The organism is Serratia inhibens (genome assembly GCF_003591175.1).
In the GTDB taxonomy this organism is placed as follows: Bacteria; Pseudomonadota; Gammaproteobacteria; order Enterobacterales; family Enterobacteriaceae; genus Serratia; species Serratia inhibens.
In genome coordinates this window covers 130,833-145,740 of the sequence record NZ_QYYG01000005.1, presented here as the reverse complement: position 1 = coordinate 145,740, position 14,908 = coordinate 130,833, and the positions used below count along the sequence as shown (strand labels likewise).

General features: G+C 59.8%; 15 protein-coding genes. 4 read left to right on the top strand and 11 right to left on the bottom strand.

Translation table 11 applies throughout. From position 1 onward, the window contains the following. Positions 1-17 precede the first annotated feature (17 nt). Positions 18-758, top strand: coding sequence for a response regulator (locus D4100_RS16735; protein WP_006321197.1), 741 nt, complete (start codon positions 18-20; stop codon positions 756-758). Here the strand turns inward: D4100_RS16735 and D4100_RS16730 are convergent. From D4100_RS16730 to D4100_RS16705, 6 genes are all read right to left on the bottom strand, one after another. Continuing rightward, entirely contained in the window at positions 733-1,746 is a 1,014-nt protein-coding gene (locus tag D4100_RS16730; protein ID WP_119804815.1) for a carbohydrate kinase family protein, read from the bottom strand. The two genes, D4100_RS16735 and D4100_RS16730, sit on opposite strands and share 26 nt — an antisense overlap. Beyond that, entirely contained in the window at positions 1,746-2,606 is an 861-nt protein-coding gene (locus D4100_RS16725; protein ID WP_119804814.1) for a ketose 1,6-bisphosphate aldolase, read from the bottom strand. The genes D4100_RS16730 and D4100_RS16725 overlap by 1 nt, the downstream gene beginning before the upstream one ends. 12 nt (positions 2,607-2,618) lie before the next feature. Then, positions 2,619-3,305 (bottom strand): D-lyxose/D-mannose isomerase, encoded by a 687-nt coding sequence (locus tag D4100_RS16720; RefSeq protein ID WP_119804813.1) that lies wholly within the window; start codon positions 3,303-3,305, stop codon positions 2,619-2,621. Between the two features lie 61 nt (positions 3,306-3,366). After that, the gene (locus D4100_RS16715; RefSeq protein WP_006321201.1) at positions 3,367-4,308 is read right to left on the bottom strand and encodes an ABC transporter substrate-binding protein; all 942 of its coding nucleotides are present in this window, start codon (positions 4,306-4,308) and stop codon (positions 3,367-3,369) included. 43 nt (positions 4,309-4,351) lie between these two features. Beyond that, positions 4,352-5,341 (bottom strand): ABC transporter permease subunit, encoded by a 990-nt coding sequence (locus D4100_RS16710; protein ID WP_006321202.1) that lies wholly within the window; start codon positions 5,339-5,341, stop codon positions 4,352-4,354. A gap of 28 nt (positions 5,342-5,369) precedes the next feature. Continuing rightward, complete coding sequence (locus tag D4100_RS16705; protein ID WP_006321203.1) at positions 5,370-6,890, bottom strand: sugar ABC transporter ATP-binding protein; 1,521 nt, start codon at positions 6,888-6,890, stop codon at positions 5,370-5,372. Positions 6,891-7,031: 141 nt separating this feature from the next. On the opposite strand from D4100_RS16705, the gene D4100_RS16700 reads away from it, so the two are divergent. Together D4100_RS16700 and rdgC are read left to right on the top strand one after the other, a co-directional pair. Further along, on the top strand, positions 7,032-9,644 hold the full coding sequence (locus tag D4100_RS16700) for an ATP-binding protein (RefSeq protein ID WP_119804812.1): 2,613 nt from the start codon (positions 7,032-7,034) through the stop codon (positions 9,642-9,644). An 88-nt stretch (positions 9,645-9,732) separates the two neighbouring features. Then, positions 9,733-10,644: a recombination-associated protein RdgC gene (gene rdgC, locus D4100_RS16695; RefSeq protein ID WP_006321205.1), complete on the top strand. Its 912-nt coding sequence runs from the start codon at positions 9,733-9,735 to the stop codon at positions 10,642-10,644. A gap of 270 nt (positions 10,645-10,914) precedes the next feature. On the opposite strand, the gene ppnP is transcribed toward rdgC, so the two are convergent. The 3 genes from ppnP to D4100_RS16680 all read right to left on the bottom strand — a co-directional run bounded on the left by ppnP (position 10,915) and on the right by D4100_RS16680 (position 12,204). Beyond that, positions 10,915-11,202, bottom strand: a complete 288-nt coding sequence (gene ppnP / locus D4100_RS16690) for a pyrimidine/purine nucleoside phosphorylase (protein WP_004949189.1) — start codon at positions 11,200-11,202, stop codon at positions 10,915-10,917. 349 nt (positions 11,203-11,551) lie between these two features. Then, a complete protein-coding gene (locus D4100_RS16685) occupies positions 11,552-11,752 on the bottom strand; it encodes a YaiA family protein (RefSeq protein ID WP_043912972.1) in 201 nt (66 codons plus the stop codon). 47 nt (positions 11,753-11,799) lie between these two features. After that, positions 11,800-12,204 (bottom strand): nuclear transport factor 2 family protein, encoded by a 405-nt coding sequence (locus tag D4100_RS16680; protein WP_006321208.1) that lies wholly within the window; start codon positions 12,202-12,204, stop codon positions 11,800-11,802. A 98-nt stretch (positions 12,205-12,302) separates the two neighbouring features. On the opposite strand from D4100_RS16680, the gene D4100_RS16675 reads away from it, so the two are divergent. Continuing rightward, on the top strand, positions 12,303-13,097 hold the full coding sequence (locus tag D4100_RS16675; protein ID WP_119804811.1) for a helix-turn-helix domain-containing protein: 795 nt from the start codon (positions 12,303-12,305) through the stop codon (positions 13,095-13,097). Here D4100_RS16675 and D4100_RS16670 read toward each other — a convergent pair. Continuing rightward, positions 13,021-13,608, bottom strand: a complete 588-nt coding sequence (locus D4100_RS16670; protein WP_006321210.1) for a TetR/AcrR family transcriptional regulator — start codon at positions 13,606-13,608, stop codon at positions 13,021-13,023. The genes D4100_RS16675 and D4100_RS16670 overlap by 77 nt on opposite strands. Positions 13,609-13,689: 81 nt before the next feature. Beyond that, on the bottom strand, positions 13,690-14,736 hold the full coding sequence (locus D4100_RS16665; RefSeq protein WP_006321211.1) for an aldo/keto reductase: 1,047 nt from the start codon (positions 14,734-14,736) through the stop codon (positions 13,690-13,692). Positions 14,737-14,908: the final 172 nt, after the last annotated feature.

Sequence of the window (14,908 nt, the reverse complement as noted above, 5' to 3'; positions counted from 1 at the left end):
AAATCCGGAGAGCAGCGATGAAACCTGCCGTACTGATCGTCGATGACGACCCCGCTATCTGTGACGTGCTCTGCGACGTGCTCAATGAGCACGTATTTACCGTTCATGCCTGCCACCGGGGCAGCGAAGCGCTGGCCTTACTCAACCAGCAGCCGGACATTGCGCTGGTGCTGCTCGATCTGATCCTGCCGGATACCAACGGCCTGCTGGTGCTGCAACAGATCCACCGCCTGCGCCCGGATTTGCCGGTGGTGATGCTGACCGGCCTCGGCTCCGAGTCTGACGTGGTGGTCGGCCTGGAAATGGGCGCCGACGATTACATCGCCAAACCCTTTAACCCGCGCGTGGTAGTGGCACGCGCCAAAGCGGTGCTGCGGCGTACCGGCGCACTGGCGCTGGAGCCGGTTGCCGCCGGCCAGAGCAAGCCCGAAGGCTGGCAATTCAACGGCTGGTGCCTGGACGCCGCCCGCTGCACCTTGCACAACCCACAACGGCAAGCTGTCGATCTGACCCAGGGCGAATATGGCCTGCTGCTGGCGCTGGTACAGCACGCACGCAAAGTGCTGACCCGCGATCGCCTGCTGGAGTTGACCCACAGCGAAACGTTGGAAGTGTTCGATCGCACCATCGACGTGCTGATCATGCGGTTACGGCGCAAGATCGAGATCAATCCGCATCAACCCGAACTGATCCGCACCATTCGCGGGCTGGGCTATGTATTCGCCGCCGACGTCAGCCAGCCGGTGGCTGCCGCCTGATATACGCCTGCAGTTCCGATAACGGCCGCGCGCCGTCGATAGCATTGGCGCACAGCAGATTGAAACGTGCGCAGGCGTGCGCCAGTTGCAAGGTCTCCACCAAAGGCCAGTCTTCATGGCTGGCGTACAACACCCCGGCGCAAAACGCATCCCCGGCGCCGACGCTGCCGACAATCTCGCCTTCGCTCAGGCTCCATGAGGGCTGCCAGAGCGCGTCACCGCCGTTTTCCAACCCGTACGCCCCTTCTGGGCAGTGGATCACCACCCGTCGCCGCACACCAGCCTGCAACAGTTGCTGCGCGGCCTGCGCCATCAAATGCTGCTGTAAAGCGCCGTTGGCAGATCGCAGCGCCAACCCGGTAAACTCTCCGGCCTCCAGCTCGTTGATCACCAGGTAATCCAGCCAGCGCAGCGCCGGCAAGACCAGCGGCCGGTAGCGCGGATCGCCTTGCCGCGATACCAGATCCAGCGACGTCCGGTAACCACGCTGCTGCATCTGCGCCAGCAGCCGAGCGCTGCGGGTGCCGTATGCTTCATCCGGGCGATCCAGGCTGTCTAGCAGCAGCAGGTAACCGAGATGGAAAATTTTGTGTTCGCTGTGCAACCCGTCGAAGGCGTCCAGATCCAGCAGCCGGTTGGCGCCCGGCGCATGGAAGAAGGTTCGCTGCCCACCCGGTTCGGTCATCACCTGCGACATGGAGGTCATCGCCCCTTCGCTGCGCTGCACCCAGCGGCCGTCGACCCGGTGCTGCGCCAGCATCTGCATGATGTAGTCGCCGTCCGCATCGCAACCGATCAGCCCGATCGCCGCCAGCGGCAGCCCGGTTTCCATCCGCGCCAGCGTCAGCAGTACGTTGAGCGGCGCGCCGCCGGTACCGCGCTGGCTATGTTCAATCTCCACCAACCAACCCGGCTGCGGCCAGTGAGCGATGTGATGTACGTGATCCACCAGCATATTGCCGGCCGAGACAATGCCACGCCGGGTCATTACAACCGCCCGGCGCTGCCGAAAATATGCATCTGTTGCTGCACCACTTCGCTAATCGACTGTTCCACCGCCAACAGCACCTCGGCGAACTCATCGTAAATTGCGTGGCGCTGCGTCATCCGCTGCTCAATCGCGCCCAGCGCCGCCTGAGACATACCGGTGTAGAAATTGATCTTGTGAATACCCAGGCCAATCGCCCGCTTGAAGTCGGCATCGCTGATACCGGAACCGCCGTGCAATACCAACGGAATGCCGGCCTGCTGCTGGATCGCCGCCAGCCGGTCGAAATCGAGCTTCGGCTCGCCCTTGTATTTACCGTGCGCATTGCCAATCGCCACCGCCAGCGCATCGATGCCGGTCAACCCGACAAACTCGCGCGCCCGCTGCGGATCGGTGAATTTATTGCTGTCGGCCTCGCCGTACAGCGCACCGCCTTCGTCGCCGCCGACCGCACCCAGCTCAGCCTCGACCGAAACGCCGGCCGCGTGGCACATGCGCACCACTTCCTGCGTCTGGTGTACGTTCTCTTCATAACTCAGGCCGGAGCCATCGAACATCACCGAACTGAACCCCAGGCGCAGCGCCTGCACCACCGCCTCGAAATGCAAACCGTGATCCAGATTCAGCACCACCGGAATAGCATGCTGCGCCGCTTCGCTTTTAATCGCCGCCACCAGCGACTCCAGCGAGACGTACTTAAAGTGCACTTCGGCAATATTGATAATAAACGGCGATCGCGCCGCCTCCGCTGCCGCAAACAACGCTCGCAGGAAGTGGCTGTCGAGCACGTTGAACGCGCCAAGCGCATAGCCGTGCCGACGAGCGTGCGCCAACCCCTGCGCCAGTGAAATCAGTGCCATAACTGTTCTCCTTTAATCGATAAAGCGCGAATATTCGTTGCACAGCAACCACTGCGGCGGCTGGTCTTCCGTGATGTGGCCAAAGCGGCTGAGCGGCGTCAGAAAGCGGTTGTCGTTGTCGTCATCGTTGACCGTCGAGACTTCGCCCACCAACACGTCACCAAAGCCCTCTTCTCCCCAAAAGCTGTGATAAATGCCCGGCGTCAGGCAGATGCTTTCTCCCGGCGCCAGCCGCAGACGCGAGCCGGCGGCATGGGTCTGCTGGCAACCGTCCAGAGTAACGGTCACCGCCCCGTCTGCCAGCCGTTCATCGGTATCGGCGTTGTGCAGCTCGACGATCAAATTGCCGCCGCCGCGGTTGATGATGTCTTCGCGTTTGCGCCAGTGGAAATGCATTGGCGTCACCTGCGCTTCGCGGCAGTGCATGATCTTCTCCGCATAACATTTGGCGTAGGGCTGGCCGCCGGGCGAACCGTTGCGCAGCGTGAACAACGTCAGGCCAGTGTGCGCAAAGTCATCGCCGCCGAACGCGGTGACATCCCAACCGAGTTTCAGATCGAAGACCTCCTGCCACGACTGACGATCGCGCTGCCGCCAGGCCGACGGGCTAAAATGGGCGAACGGTGGCAGGTGGACGTCGAAGCGGGCAAAAAAGTGCTGGGTTTGCTGCAGGATCCGGTTCACGGCGGAACGGTTCATGGCACCTCCGAGCGTGGTGATGAATAAGGGGCCAGACCGAGCCGGCCCCGTCGACAGAAGGTTATTTCACCGTCCAGCCTTTGTAACCGCCGATATTGTTTTTATCGATCATGGTTACCGGGATCAGCACCGGGCCGGTTGGCGCGGGTTTGCCCTGCAGAATGTCGTAACCGATCTCGACCGCCTTGGCCGCCATCACCTGCGGATCCTGCGCCGGCGTCGCCACAAACAGCGAGTTGTTGCGCTTGAGCGCCTCTTCACCGTCCGGCGAACCGTCTACGCCGACGATAAAGAACTCGCTGCGCTGCGCCTGCTTGGCCGCCAGATCGGCACCGATCGCCGTCGGATCGTTAATCGCGAATACGCCGTCGATCTTCGGATTGGCCGCCAGTAATGAGGTCATGATCTCCAGACCGCCTTCGCGGCTGCCCTTGGCATTCTGGTTATAGGACAGCAGCTTGATATCCGGGTGTTTCTTCAGCTCGGTCATGCAGCCTTCCACCCGGTTTTGCACCGCAGAAACCGGTGGCCCGTTGATGATCACCACGTTGCCTTTCTCTTTCAGGCGATCGCTGATGTATTTACAGGCCATCGCACCCGCCTGGGTGTTATCCGAAGTGATGGTGGCGTCGGCACCTTCGGCCGCCACGTCTACCGCCACCACCACGATGCCGGCGTCCTTGGCGCGTTTGACCGCCGGGCCGATGCCTTTGGAATCGGCGGCGTTGAGGATGATCATATCGACCTTGGCGGCGATGAAGTTGTCGATCTGCGCCACCTGCTGGCCAAGATCGTAACCGCTCGACACCAGCGTCACATTCACCTTGTCACCGGCCAGCTCACGCGCTTTCAACTCCGCGCCCTTGGTGATCTGCACAAAGAACGGGTTGGCCAAATCGCCTACCGTCACCCCGATCGATTTCAATTCTTTCGCCTGGACCACAGAGGCGCTGCCGAGCGCGGCGGTAACCAACAAAGCGGTAATCAATGGCTTGAAACGCATAGTGTTTTCCTCATTATTATCCAGATGTTATGAAGCACTGCGATTAGTGTTGATAGTTTCGGGTACGGTATTTATCAATCAGCACAGCTATGATGATCACCGCCCCTTTGATCACCAATTGCCAGAAATAAGAAACCCCCATCAGCGTCATGCCGTTGTTCAGGGTCGCGATAATCAGCGCCCCCACCAGCGTGCCGGTAATGGTGCCGATACCGCCGACAAAGCTGGTCCCGCCGAGGATCACCGCGGCGATGGCATCCAGTTCATAGCCCATGCCCAGGTTGCCGTTGGCGCTGTAGAGCCGAGAAGCGCTCATCACCCCGCCCAGCCCGGACAGCAGGCCGCTCATGCCGTAGACGAACAGCAGCACCGCGCCCACCTTGATGCCGGTCAGACGTGCGGCCTGTATATTGCCGCCCACCGCGTAAATATGAACCCCGAGCGTAGTGCGGCGCAGGATGAACCAGCACAGCGCGATCACCGCAAAGGCGATAATCACCAGCCAGGGAATCGGCCCCAGATAAGAATTGCCGATCCATTCAAAACTGATATTCGAGTTGATGATGGTGGTACCGTCCGCCAGCAGATAAGCCGCGCCGCGCAGTGCGGTATAGGTACCCAGCGTAACGATAAACGGCGGCAAACCGGCGTAGGCCACCAGAAATCCATTGAACAGCCCCATACCCAGCCCGGCCAGCAGAGCCAGCGGGATCGACAGCCCGGCCATACCCGGCATCAGGGAAACCGCCATCGCCACCACCGCCGTGGTACCCAGCATCGAACCGACCGAGAGATCGATGCCGCCGGTAAGAATGATAAAAGTCATGCCCGCCGCCAGTACGATGTTAATCGACGCCTGACGGGCGATATTCAGCAGATTGGCATCGGTAAAGAAATTCGGCGCGACAAAGCCGAAAACCGCGACGATCAGGATCAGGATCGGCAGAATGCCGACGGTTTGCATCATATCGCCCATAAACGCCCGTTTCAGCGTGGGATTTTTTGCGCCAGGCGGCAGCGGATTCGAAGTCATGGCAGGCTCCTTGAGCGTACGGATTGAATTATTCATGGCCGGCGATTTCCACGGCGGTTTCGACGCCGGTAGCCAGCGTCATGATGTTTTCCTGAGTAATGTCGCTGCCGCTCAGTTCACCGGCGATACTGCCTTCGTGCATGACGTAAACCCGATCGCTCATCCCGACTACCTCAGGCAGTTCGCTGGAGATCATCAGGATCGCCACCCCCTGCTGCGCCATCTGGCTCATGATGCGGTAAATTTCGCTCTTGGCGCCGACGTCAACGCCGCGCGTGGGTTCATCGAGGATCAGAATGCGCGGGCCGATCGCCACCCAGCGTGAAATCAGCAGCTTTTGCTGGTTGCCCCCGGACAGGCCACCGGCGCGCACCTGAGCATGCGGCACGCGGATATTCAACAGGCCAATAGCGTCTCTGGAAATGCTCTGCGCCTTGCGGCGATTCAACAGGCCGTAGCGGCCATCGCGCTCCAGCGTTGCCATAACGATATTTTCATGGGCCGCCAGATCGAGAAACAGCCCCTGCTCCTTGCGGTTTTCGGTGAGAAAACCGATACCCAAAGCGATGGCGTCGCGCGGCGAATGGATATTGGCCGTTTTGCCGTCGATCTCCACCGTGCCGCCGCTCGCCTTGCGCACGCCGAAAATCAGCTGCGCCAGTTCAGAGCGCCCGGCGCCCACCAGCCCGGAAAGGCCGACAATCTCGCCGGCGCACACCTGCAGGCTGACCGGTTTGACTTTCTTGCCGTCGGTCAGCCCGTGCAACGTCAGGCGCGGTTGGCCCACCGCAATCCCCTGCTCCTTATTGAACAGATCGCTCAGCGGACGGCCCACCATCATGCGCACCAGCTCACTGGCGGACAATTTTTCTCGCGTCAGGCTACCGACGTACTGGCCGTCACGCAGCACGCTGACGCGATCCGACAGTTCGTACACTTCCGCCATGCGGTGGCTGATATAAATGATCGCCATGCCCTCATCGCGCAGGCGCTTGATCAGCTCGAACAGCCGATGCGTTTCACGCGAAGAGAGCGCCGCCGTAGGTTCGTCCATCACCAGAATGCGGCTGTTGCGATGCAACGCGCGGGCGATTTCCACCTGCTGCTGCTCGGCGATGGTTAATTTCATGACCCGATCGCCGGCGCTGAACTGCGCGCCCAGCCTGTCGATCACCTTCTGCGCTTCCAGCAACATCTGCCGGCGTTTCACCAGGCCACCGCGCTGGATCTCGCTGCCCAGAAAAATGTTCTCCGCCACCGTCAGATTCGGTGCCAGATTCATTTCCTGGTAAATCAGCGTGATACCTGCCGCCAGGGCGTCTTTCGGCCCTTTAATGGCGAACGGCTGCCCATCGATAAAAATTTCCCCGCTGCTGGCGATATAAGCGCCGGCCAATATTTTCATTAACGTGCTTTTACCCGCGCCGTTTTCACCCATCAGCGCGTGGATCTCACCGCGATATACCGTCAGGTCGACGCCCTTCAGCGCATAAAACTGACCAAAACTCTTGGCGATGTTGTGCATTTCCAAAATCGGGGTCACGCTCATCGTCATACCTCAGGCTGCGGTTCGAATTACATGCAGTTAACCACGCATAAATAAATGCAAAATGTCAGCGCCCGTTCATGTTTGTCATATTGTTAATGGAACGGGGATTTATACTGCGAACAGTCAGTTACGGGAGATACGATGCGCAGACTGCCTTTCCTTGCCGGTGCGCGTGGGCGCCTGCTGATGTTCAACCTGCTGGTGGTGGCGGTGACGCTGATGGTCAGCGGCGTGGCGATCGTCGGCTTTAAGCATGCGGGCAAGTTGCAGGAACAAGTGCAGGCGCAAACGCTGAAAGAGATGAACGGCAGCATGGCGCTGAGCCGGGATACGTCGAACGTCGCCACCGCCGCCATCCGGCTTTCGCAGGTGGTTGGCGCGCTGGAGTACCAGAGCGAATCCGCCCGGTTGAAACAGACCCAGTTGGCGCTGCAGGCGTCTCTCAACCGGCTGGCGGACGCCCCGCTGGCCCACAGCGAGCCGGCGCTGGTCAAGCGCATCATCAGCCGCAGCAACGCACTGGAAACCAGCGTCACCCGCATGCTGGAACTCGGTCACGCGCGGCACCTGCAACGCAACATCCTGCTCAGCGGGCTGTACCAGACGCAGAGCACGCTGCGGCATATCACCAGCCTGAGCCAACGCGACAATCTGGACCAGCCTGCACAGCCGCTGCTCGGCCAGATTGACCGCCTGCTGGCGATCGCCATTCAGACCCCGACCCCCAAGGCTGCCGCCCAGCAACTCGACAGCGTAATGGCCTACTGGCCGCAGCACAGCTCGAATGCGCTGGTGGATGAGAAAATGCGACAGTTTCGCACCAGCGAACAACGTCTGTTGCCCGAAACGCTGGAACTGGAGCAAAGCGACCTGGCACTGGCCTATTATACCTACCATATCAAAGCGTTAGTCGCGATGCTCAACGACGACATCAACCTGTACGTGCAAAAGGTGGCGAACGAGTCGGAGCTGCGCACCCACCAGACGCACCGTGAGCTCAGCTCCATCAGCGTATTTATCGGCCTGTTCGCGCTGCTGGCGTTGGTGATTACCGGTTTCGCCGGGCTGTATATCTACCGCAACCTCGGTTCGAACCTGACGGCGATCGCCAATGCCATGACGCGACTGGCGCGTGGTGAGCGTGACGTCAGCGTGCCGGCGCTGCAACGCAGCGATGAACTGGGCGAACTGGCGCGGGCTTTCAACGTGTTTGCCCGCAATACCGCCTCGCTGGAACAAACTTCTCGCCTGTTGAAAGAAAAAAGCACCCAGCTGGAAACCACTTTCCTGGCGATGCGCGACGGTTTTGCCCTGTTTGATAACGATGGGCAACTGGTGGTGTGGAACCCCCAATACCCGCTGCTGCTGGGGCTGAACGAACACCAGTTGCACCGCGGCCAACACTACCGCGAATTGCTGCAGCACGTCACGCCGCCACAAGGCCAACGCTGGGAGGCGGTGCTGGCCAATCTGTCCAGCGAACTGCCGCAGCCGCAGGAACTGCGTCTGGATGACGGCCGCACCGTCGAGCTGCGTTTCAGCCCGGTGCCCAACCGCGGGGTGGTAAATGTGGTGCTGGAACGCACCGAGCGCAAAGCGCTGGAAGAGGCGCTGCTGCACAGCCAGAAAATGAAGGCGGTCGGTCAACTTACCGGCGGCCTGGCACACGATTTTAACAACCTGCTGGCGGTGATTATCGGCAGCCTGGAACTGACTACCGGGCAAACGCAGGACGCGCAAACCGCACAACGCATCGCCCGCGCGCTGAAAGCCGCCGAACGCGGCGCACAACTCACCCAACGGCTGCTGGCGTTCTCACGCAAACAGGCGCTGCACCCTCAAGCCATCGCGCTGCGCACGCTGGTGGAAAACCTGCAGGAACTGCTGCGCCATTCGCTGCCCACCACGCTGTCGCTGACCATTGAGGCGCAACAACCCGGCTGGCCCGCGTGGATCGATGCCAATCAGTTGGAAAATGCGTTGATCAACCTGGTGGTGAATGCGCGGGATGCGATGGAGGGCCGCAGCGGGGTGGTGAAGATCCGTATTTATAACCAGCGAGTGGTACGCAGCAGCGGCAAAAAACAGGACATGGTGGCGCTGGAAGTGATAGACGCCGGTTGCGGGATGTCGGAAGAGGTCAAGGCGCAGGTGTTCGAACCCTTCTTCACCACCAAGGCGGTCGGTAGCGGCAGCGGGCTTGGCCTGTCGATGGTTTACGGATTTGTCCGCCAGTCCGGCGGGCGGGTGCAGATTGAAACCGCACCGGGCAAGGGCACGCTGGTGCGCTTGCAGTTGCCCCGGGCCCCCATGCAGGCGGTAACGGAAGCGCCGCTGCAGCCGCTCGACGACAGTGACGGTACCGATAATCTGGTGCTGGTACTGGAAGATGAAAACGACGTGCGCCACACGCTGTGCGAACACCTGCACCAGCTCGGCTACCTGACGCTGGACAGCGCAGACAGCCAGGAAGCGCTGGCGCTGCTGCGCCAGACGCCGGACATCGCGCTGCTGATAAGTGACCTGATGCTGCCGGGGGAACTGAGCGGCGCCCAGGTGATTGAGCAGGCGCGGGAGATCAATCCGCACCTCTGCGCCTTGCTGATCAGCGGCCAGGATATGCGCCGCCACTCTCAGGGAGATCTGACCGAGGTTGAGCTGCTGCGCAAGCCTTTCAGCCAGCGGCAACTGGCGCTGGCGCTGCAACGGGCGCGCAGAAGAAACGCGGCCGGCGACGCAATTCAGAGGGAATGAGGCGATTTTTCGCCTCTGATTCGTTATCATGCCGCCCTGCTTTTGATGAACAAGCGTGCCGACTGCACGCCCAGCCAGGGACAACATTATGCTGTGGTTTAAGAATTTGATGGTTTACCGTTTGAGCCGCGAAGTTGCGCTAAACGCGGATGAAATGGAAAAACAGCTCAGCGCTTTTGCTTTCACTCCTTGCGGCAGCCAGGACATGGCGAAAACCGGCTGGGTCTCCCCAATGGGTTCCCACAGCGACGCCTTGACGCACGCGGTTAACGGCCAGATCGTCATCTGCGCACGCAAGGAAGAAAAGATCCTGCCTTCGCCGGTCATCAAGCAAGAGTTGCAGGCCAAGATTGAGCGGCTGGAAGGCGAACAGCACCGCAAACTGAAAAAAACCGAGAAAGACGCGCTGAAAGATGAGGTGCTGCACAGCCTGCTGCCGCGCGCCTTCAGCCGTTTCAATCAGACCTTTATGTGGATCGACACCGTCAATGACCTGATCATGGTTGACGCCGCCAGCGCCAAACGCGCGGAAGATACCCTGGCGCTGCTGCGTAAAAGCCTGGGTTCGCTGCCGGTGGTGCCGCTGACCATGGAAAGCCCGATCGAGCTGACGCTGACCGAGTGGGTACGCTCCGGCGAGCTGCCGGCCGGTTTTATCATTCAGGATGAAGCGGAACTGAAGGCGATTCTGGAAGACGGTGGCGTGATCCGCTGCAAGAAACAGAACCTGATCAGCGACGAAATTGCGGTGCATATCGAAGCCGGCAAACTGGTAACCAAACTGGCGGTGGACTGGCAGGAACGCATCCAACTGGTGTTGGCAGACGACGGTTCGCTCAAGCGCCTGAAGTTTGCCGACGCGCTGCGCGAGCAGAATGACGATATCGATCGTGACGACTTCGCCCAACGTTTTGACGCCGATTTTATCCTGATGACCAGCGAACTGGCGGCGTTAATCAAGAACACCATCGAAGCCCTGGGCGGCGAAGCCCAACGTTAAACACACAAAGGCGCAAATCACTGCGCCTTGCTCTAGATACGCCGCTTTTACAAAACAAACAGCATACCCAAATTAATTGGAGTTGCAGCTAGGCGGCAAGTGCGGGAGTCCCCAGGAGCTTACTCAAGTAAGTGACTGGGGTGACAAATCTGTCGGGAACAGATTTGAACGCTGCTTGCAGCGGCCCCAAAGGGGTGAGGCCCACGGATGGGCCGAATATATGCACGCAGCCAACAACGCTGCAGCTTCAAGTAAGAAGGGTATGGACTACTAGCTTAAATAACGGCACAGATAGGCGGTTGCATCAGCAACCTGCAGGTTGAACTCACTGTGAGCCGGTACGAAGAACTTCTCACCCGGCATAAACACCTGCCAATCCGGCGAGCCCGGCAGCAACACTTTCAACGCGCCGGTAATCACGGTCATCTCTTCCGGCTGGGCGGTGCTGAAGGTGTACTCACCCTCTTCCATCACACCGACGCTGGCAAGGCCGATGCTGCTACTATCGAAACCGATAGACTTCACTTTTCCGGCAAAATACTCGTTCACTTTCAGCATAGACTGGCACCCGCATAATCAACTTTATGAGAAATCCATATTGGGGGATTGCGCTTGATCTGTCACTGGTTTTTCACGCGAAATGCGATCGTGGCGCAGAGTAAAATTCTACCCGGCGATCGGTCGTCAGCCAGCCGTTCTGAATCCGCAACCAAAACGACGCCGAACCACCGCCTGACGGAGGCCGCCATAATATTTTATTAGCATTTGAATCAGATAATTAACTCAACGGCCGCTACCTGTACCCCGGTTTTATTTACGCGTTCGGCAAGGCCAATGCGCCCTCGATTGCCGTAAGCAAAACGAAGAAAAAGAAACCGGCGTGGTGCCGGCTTCCGTGAGGTGCGGGCTAATCTTCCAGCGCCGGATCCTCGTAGCGATGCTTGGCGTCGAGCGCTTCCTGCTCGGTCGAATGCTCACTGAGCAGCGTATTCGGCTCAATGTCGTCGGTGCGCACTTCAAAGCGATGCATATGCAAGCTGGGGTCGCCCCGGTCAACTTCGACTATCCGAGCGGTTCTCGGGTAGCCTGGTCGGTTATTTTCGCGCATGCTGTTCTCCCGTGTGAATCACACAGGGTTAAGTATAGCAGCCATGTTTACGCCGACACGCGCGATCCCAGATCGCGATCGCCATGTTCACCTTCCAGCAGTTGCGTCAACTCATCACAGGCACAGATCTTGCCGTCACGTACGGTGAAATGCGCCAGCACTTTGACCAGGCTGCGACCACCGTCGCGCTTTTCCACCCGTACCTGGTGGTGCGTCAGCACCGCCTCCCCCTGTCCGGCGACGGCGATAATGTCCAGCGCCATGCTGCGGGTGAGTTGCTTCAACAGGGCCATATGCTGCATAAATTGCGCATAATCGAGTGCCTTGCCGTCCACCTGCTGGCGGTAATCTTCGCTGAACAGTTCAGCTATCAGCCCCGGCTGGTGTTGCGAGCAGGCAACCACCCGCTGCAAGGCGTCGAGCACCACGGCTATTGAGGAATTTTCTTTCATGGCGGATCTCCAAAAATGGAATGACGCGGGGATCCTAGCGGAAGCAAGCACTGGCATAATAACCGTACCTGGACTTTTTATACCGGTAATCGGCCAACATGATGATCTTGCGCAGCGAACGGCTTTTGCATGAGAAAAAACACCTCACGCCCTGGCACCACCATGCCGAAGGGCAGATCTATCTGTTAACCCACGGCATGATGGCGCTGGAAACCGCAGGGAGGCAATGGGCAATGACCGCAGGCAGTGTCGGCTGGTTGCCGCCACACTGCGCACACCAGGCGTTGGCCTGCGGTAACGTGGCGGGCTGGATCCTGTATCTGGGGGAACAACGCGGTGCGGCGCTGCCGGAATCTCCCCGGCTGAGCGCCGCCACAACGCTGATTCAGGCGCTGGTCGAGCGTATCGCGCAGTTTGCCGGGCAGCCGTTGAGCGCATCGCAACAGCGGATGTTGCAGGTATTGCTGGATGAAATGCACGCTCAGGAAAGCCCCCCGCTGCAACTGCCGCTGCCGCAAGATATGCGGCTGCTGAAAATCGCCCGCGCGCTGCTGAACGAGCCTGCCGGGGATCGCACTCAGCGTGAATGGGCCGACTGGGCCGGGCTGAGCGTCCGCACCCTGAGCCGCCGTTTTATCGGCGAAACCGGCATGACTTTTTCACGCTGGCGCCAGCAAGCCAGAGTGCTCCGCTCGCTGGAACCGCTGTCGCGGGGGGAACCCGTCGGCCAGATTGCCGGTGACTGCGGTTACGACAATGTCAGTGCCTATATCGCCGCCTTCCGCGAGCGTTTCGGCACCACGCCGGGGAGATATTTTACTCAGCGCCCTTTGGCAACAGCGCCTGACGCGCCGCGTCGAGAAACTGCTCCGACAGCTCATCGCCGCGAGTAGCCCGCGCCAACGTCACCGCCCCCACCAGCATCGCCATCTGCACCAGAGCCTGCTGATGCCGCTGCTGTTCATCTTCCGATGGCGACAGCGATTCCAGCCGCGCCAGCATCGATTTTGCGCCGCTCAGGTAGGCCTGGTGTACGGGTTTATCGGCCCCCTCCCGCGCCACGTCGCCGGCTAACGCGGTGACCATGCAGCCTTCGGCGGGACAGTCCCGGTGTTTCACGTCCAGATAGTTATCGACCAGAGTTTGCAAAGTGTGTTTGCCGGGCTGGCTACTCAGCGCCTCCCAACGTTGGCCCGACTCCTCCGCCGCTCTGCGGCTGGCTACCGCCGCCAACTCATCCTTGGAGGCAAAATGACCATAGAAACCACCGTGGGTCAGCCCCACCGCCGCCATCAGGTCATTGACGCTGACGCCGTTCAGGCCACGTTCACGAAACAGTTGTGAAGACACCCGTTCAATCGCCTCGCGATTGCGTTCCATTTGTTGCTTTGATACCCGCGCCATGGTGTTTTCTCCTTATCAATCGGGCATCATCTTAGGCCATCCGCTGGCCGCGCTCAATGATGATGCCCTTCATCAAAAGATTCAGGCGCGCGGAATGCGCAGCGCGGAAAAACTGCCGCTGTCACCGCCCTGTGCCCGTGCCAGCGTATCGGCAATCTGCCGGTGAGGCGTGCCGGGATCGATAGCGCTTACCCGATCCAAACGCGCCACTTGCTCTTCGCTCAGCGTCAGGTCGAGCGCCGCCAACGTATCGTCCAGTTGCGCTAAGGTGCGCGGCCCCAAAATGGGGATCAGGCTGGTGCTGGAGTGCGCGGCCCGGTTTCGCAGCCAGGCAATAGAAACATGGGACGCTTGGGCACCGTGTTCCTGCGCTATTGCCAGCACTTCATCCAGCAACGCGGTATCTTTCTCGCTATGCACCAGGCGCCCCAGTTCGGTCAGCCGCCCGGCGTTGCTGTGGCGATATTTGCCGGTCAACAGGCCGCCGCCCAGCGGTGACCACAGCGTCGCGGCCATCCCCAGCGCTTCGGCCATCGGCAGCAGTTCGCGCTCGGCGGTGCGTTCCACCAGGCTGTATTCCACCTGAATGCCGGCGATGCGCGCCCAGCCGCGCAGCTCGGCCAGGGTATCCGCCCGGGCGATGCGCCAGGCCGGGAAGTTGGACAGCCCGGCATACTGAATCTTGCCGGCGCGAGTCAGATCGTCAAAGGCGCGCACAACCTCCTCCAGCGGGGTCAGGTTGTCGGAGAAATGCGCCCACAGCAGATCGATACGATCGGTTTTCAGGCGTTTCAGGCTGGCCTCCACCGACGAAATCATGTTTTTACGGCTGTTGCCGGTATCCGCAATGCTTGCTTGCGGCGCTGCACCCAGCGTGTATTTGGTGGCGACGACGAAGCGATCGCGATCGGCGGCGATAAATTCCCCCACCAGTTGCTCCGACTGACCAAACTGATAGGCATCAGCCGTGTCAATGAAATTGCCGCCGGCGTCGACGTAACGATCGAATACCTGCCTGGCCTCTTCTTTTTCCGAGCCGTAACCCCAGCCGGTGCCAAAGGTGCCGGTGCCCAGAGCCAGTTCGGCAACGCGCAGGCCGGTGTTGCGACCAAAGGTGGTGTATTTCATGCAGAGCCTCGTAATCAGTTTGAGTTGAACATTATAAATGATGGATGACATTCATTTATATATGTCATTCATCATTTATAAAAGCAAGCGTGATTCGTCATCAAAGCGGAAAAACCAGAGGAGAAAATAGAATATTGGGCACAACCGACTGTGCCCAAAGGAGAAACTGCGG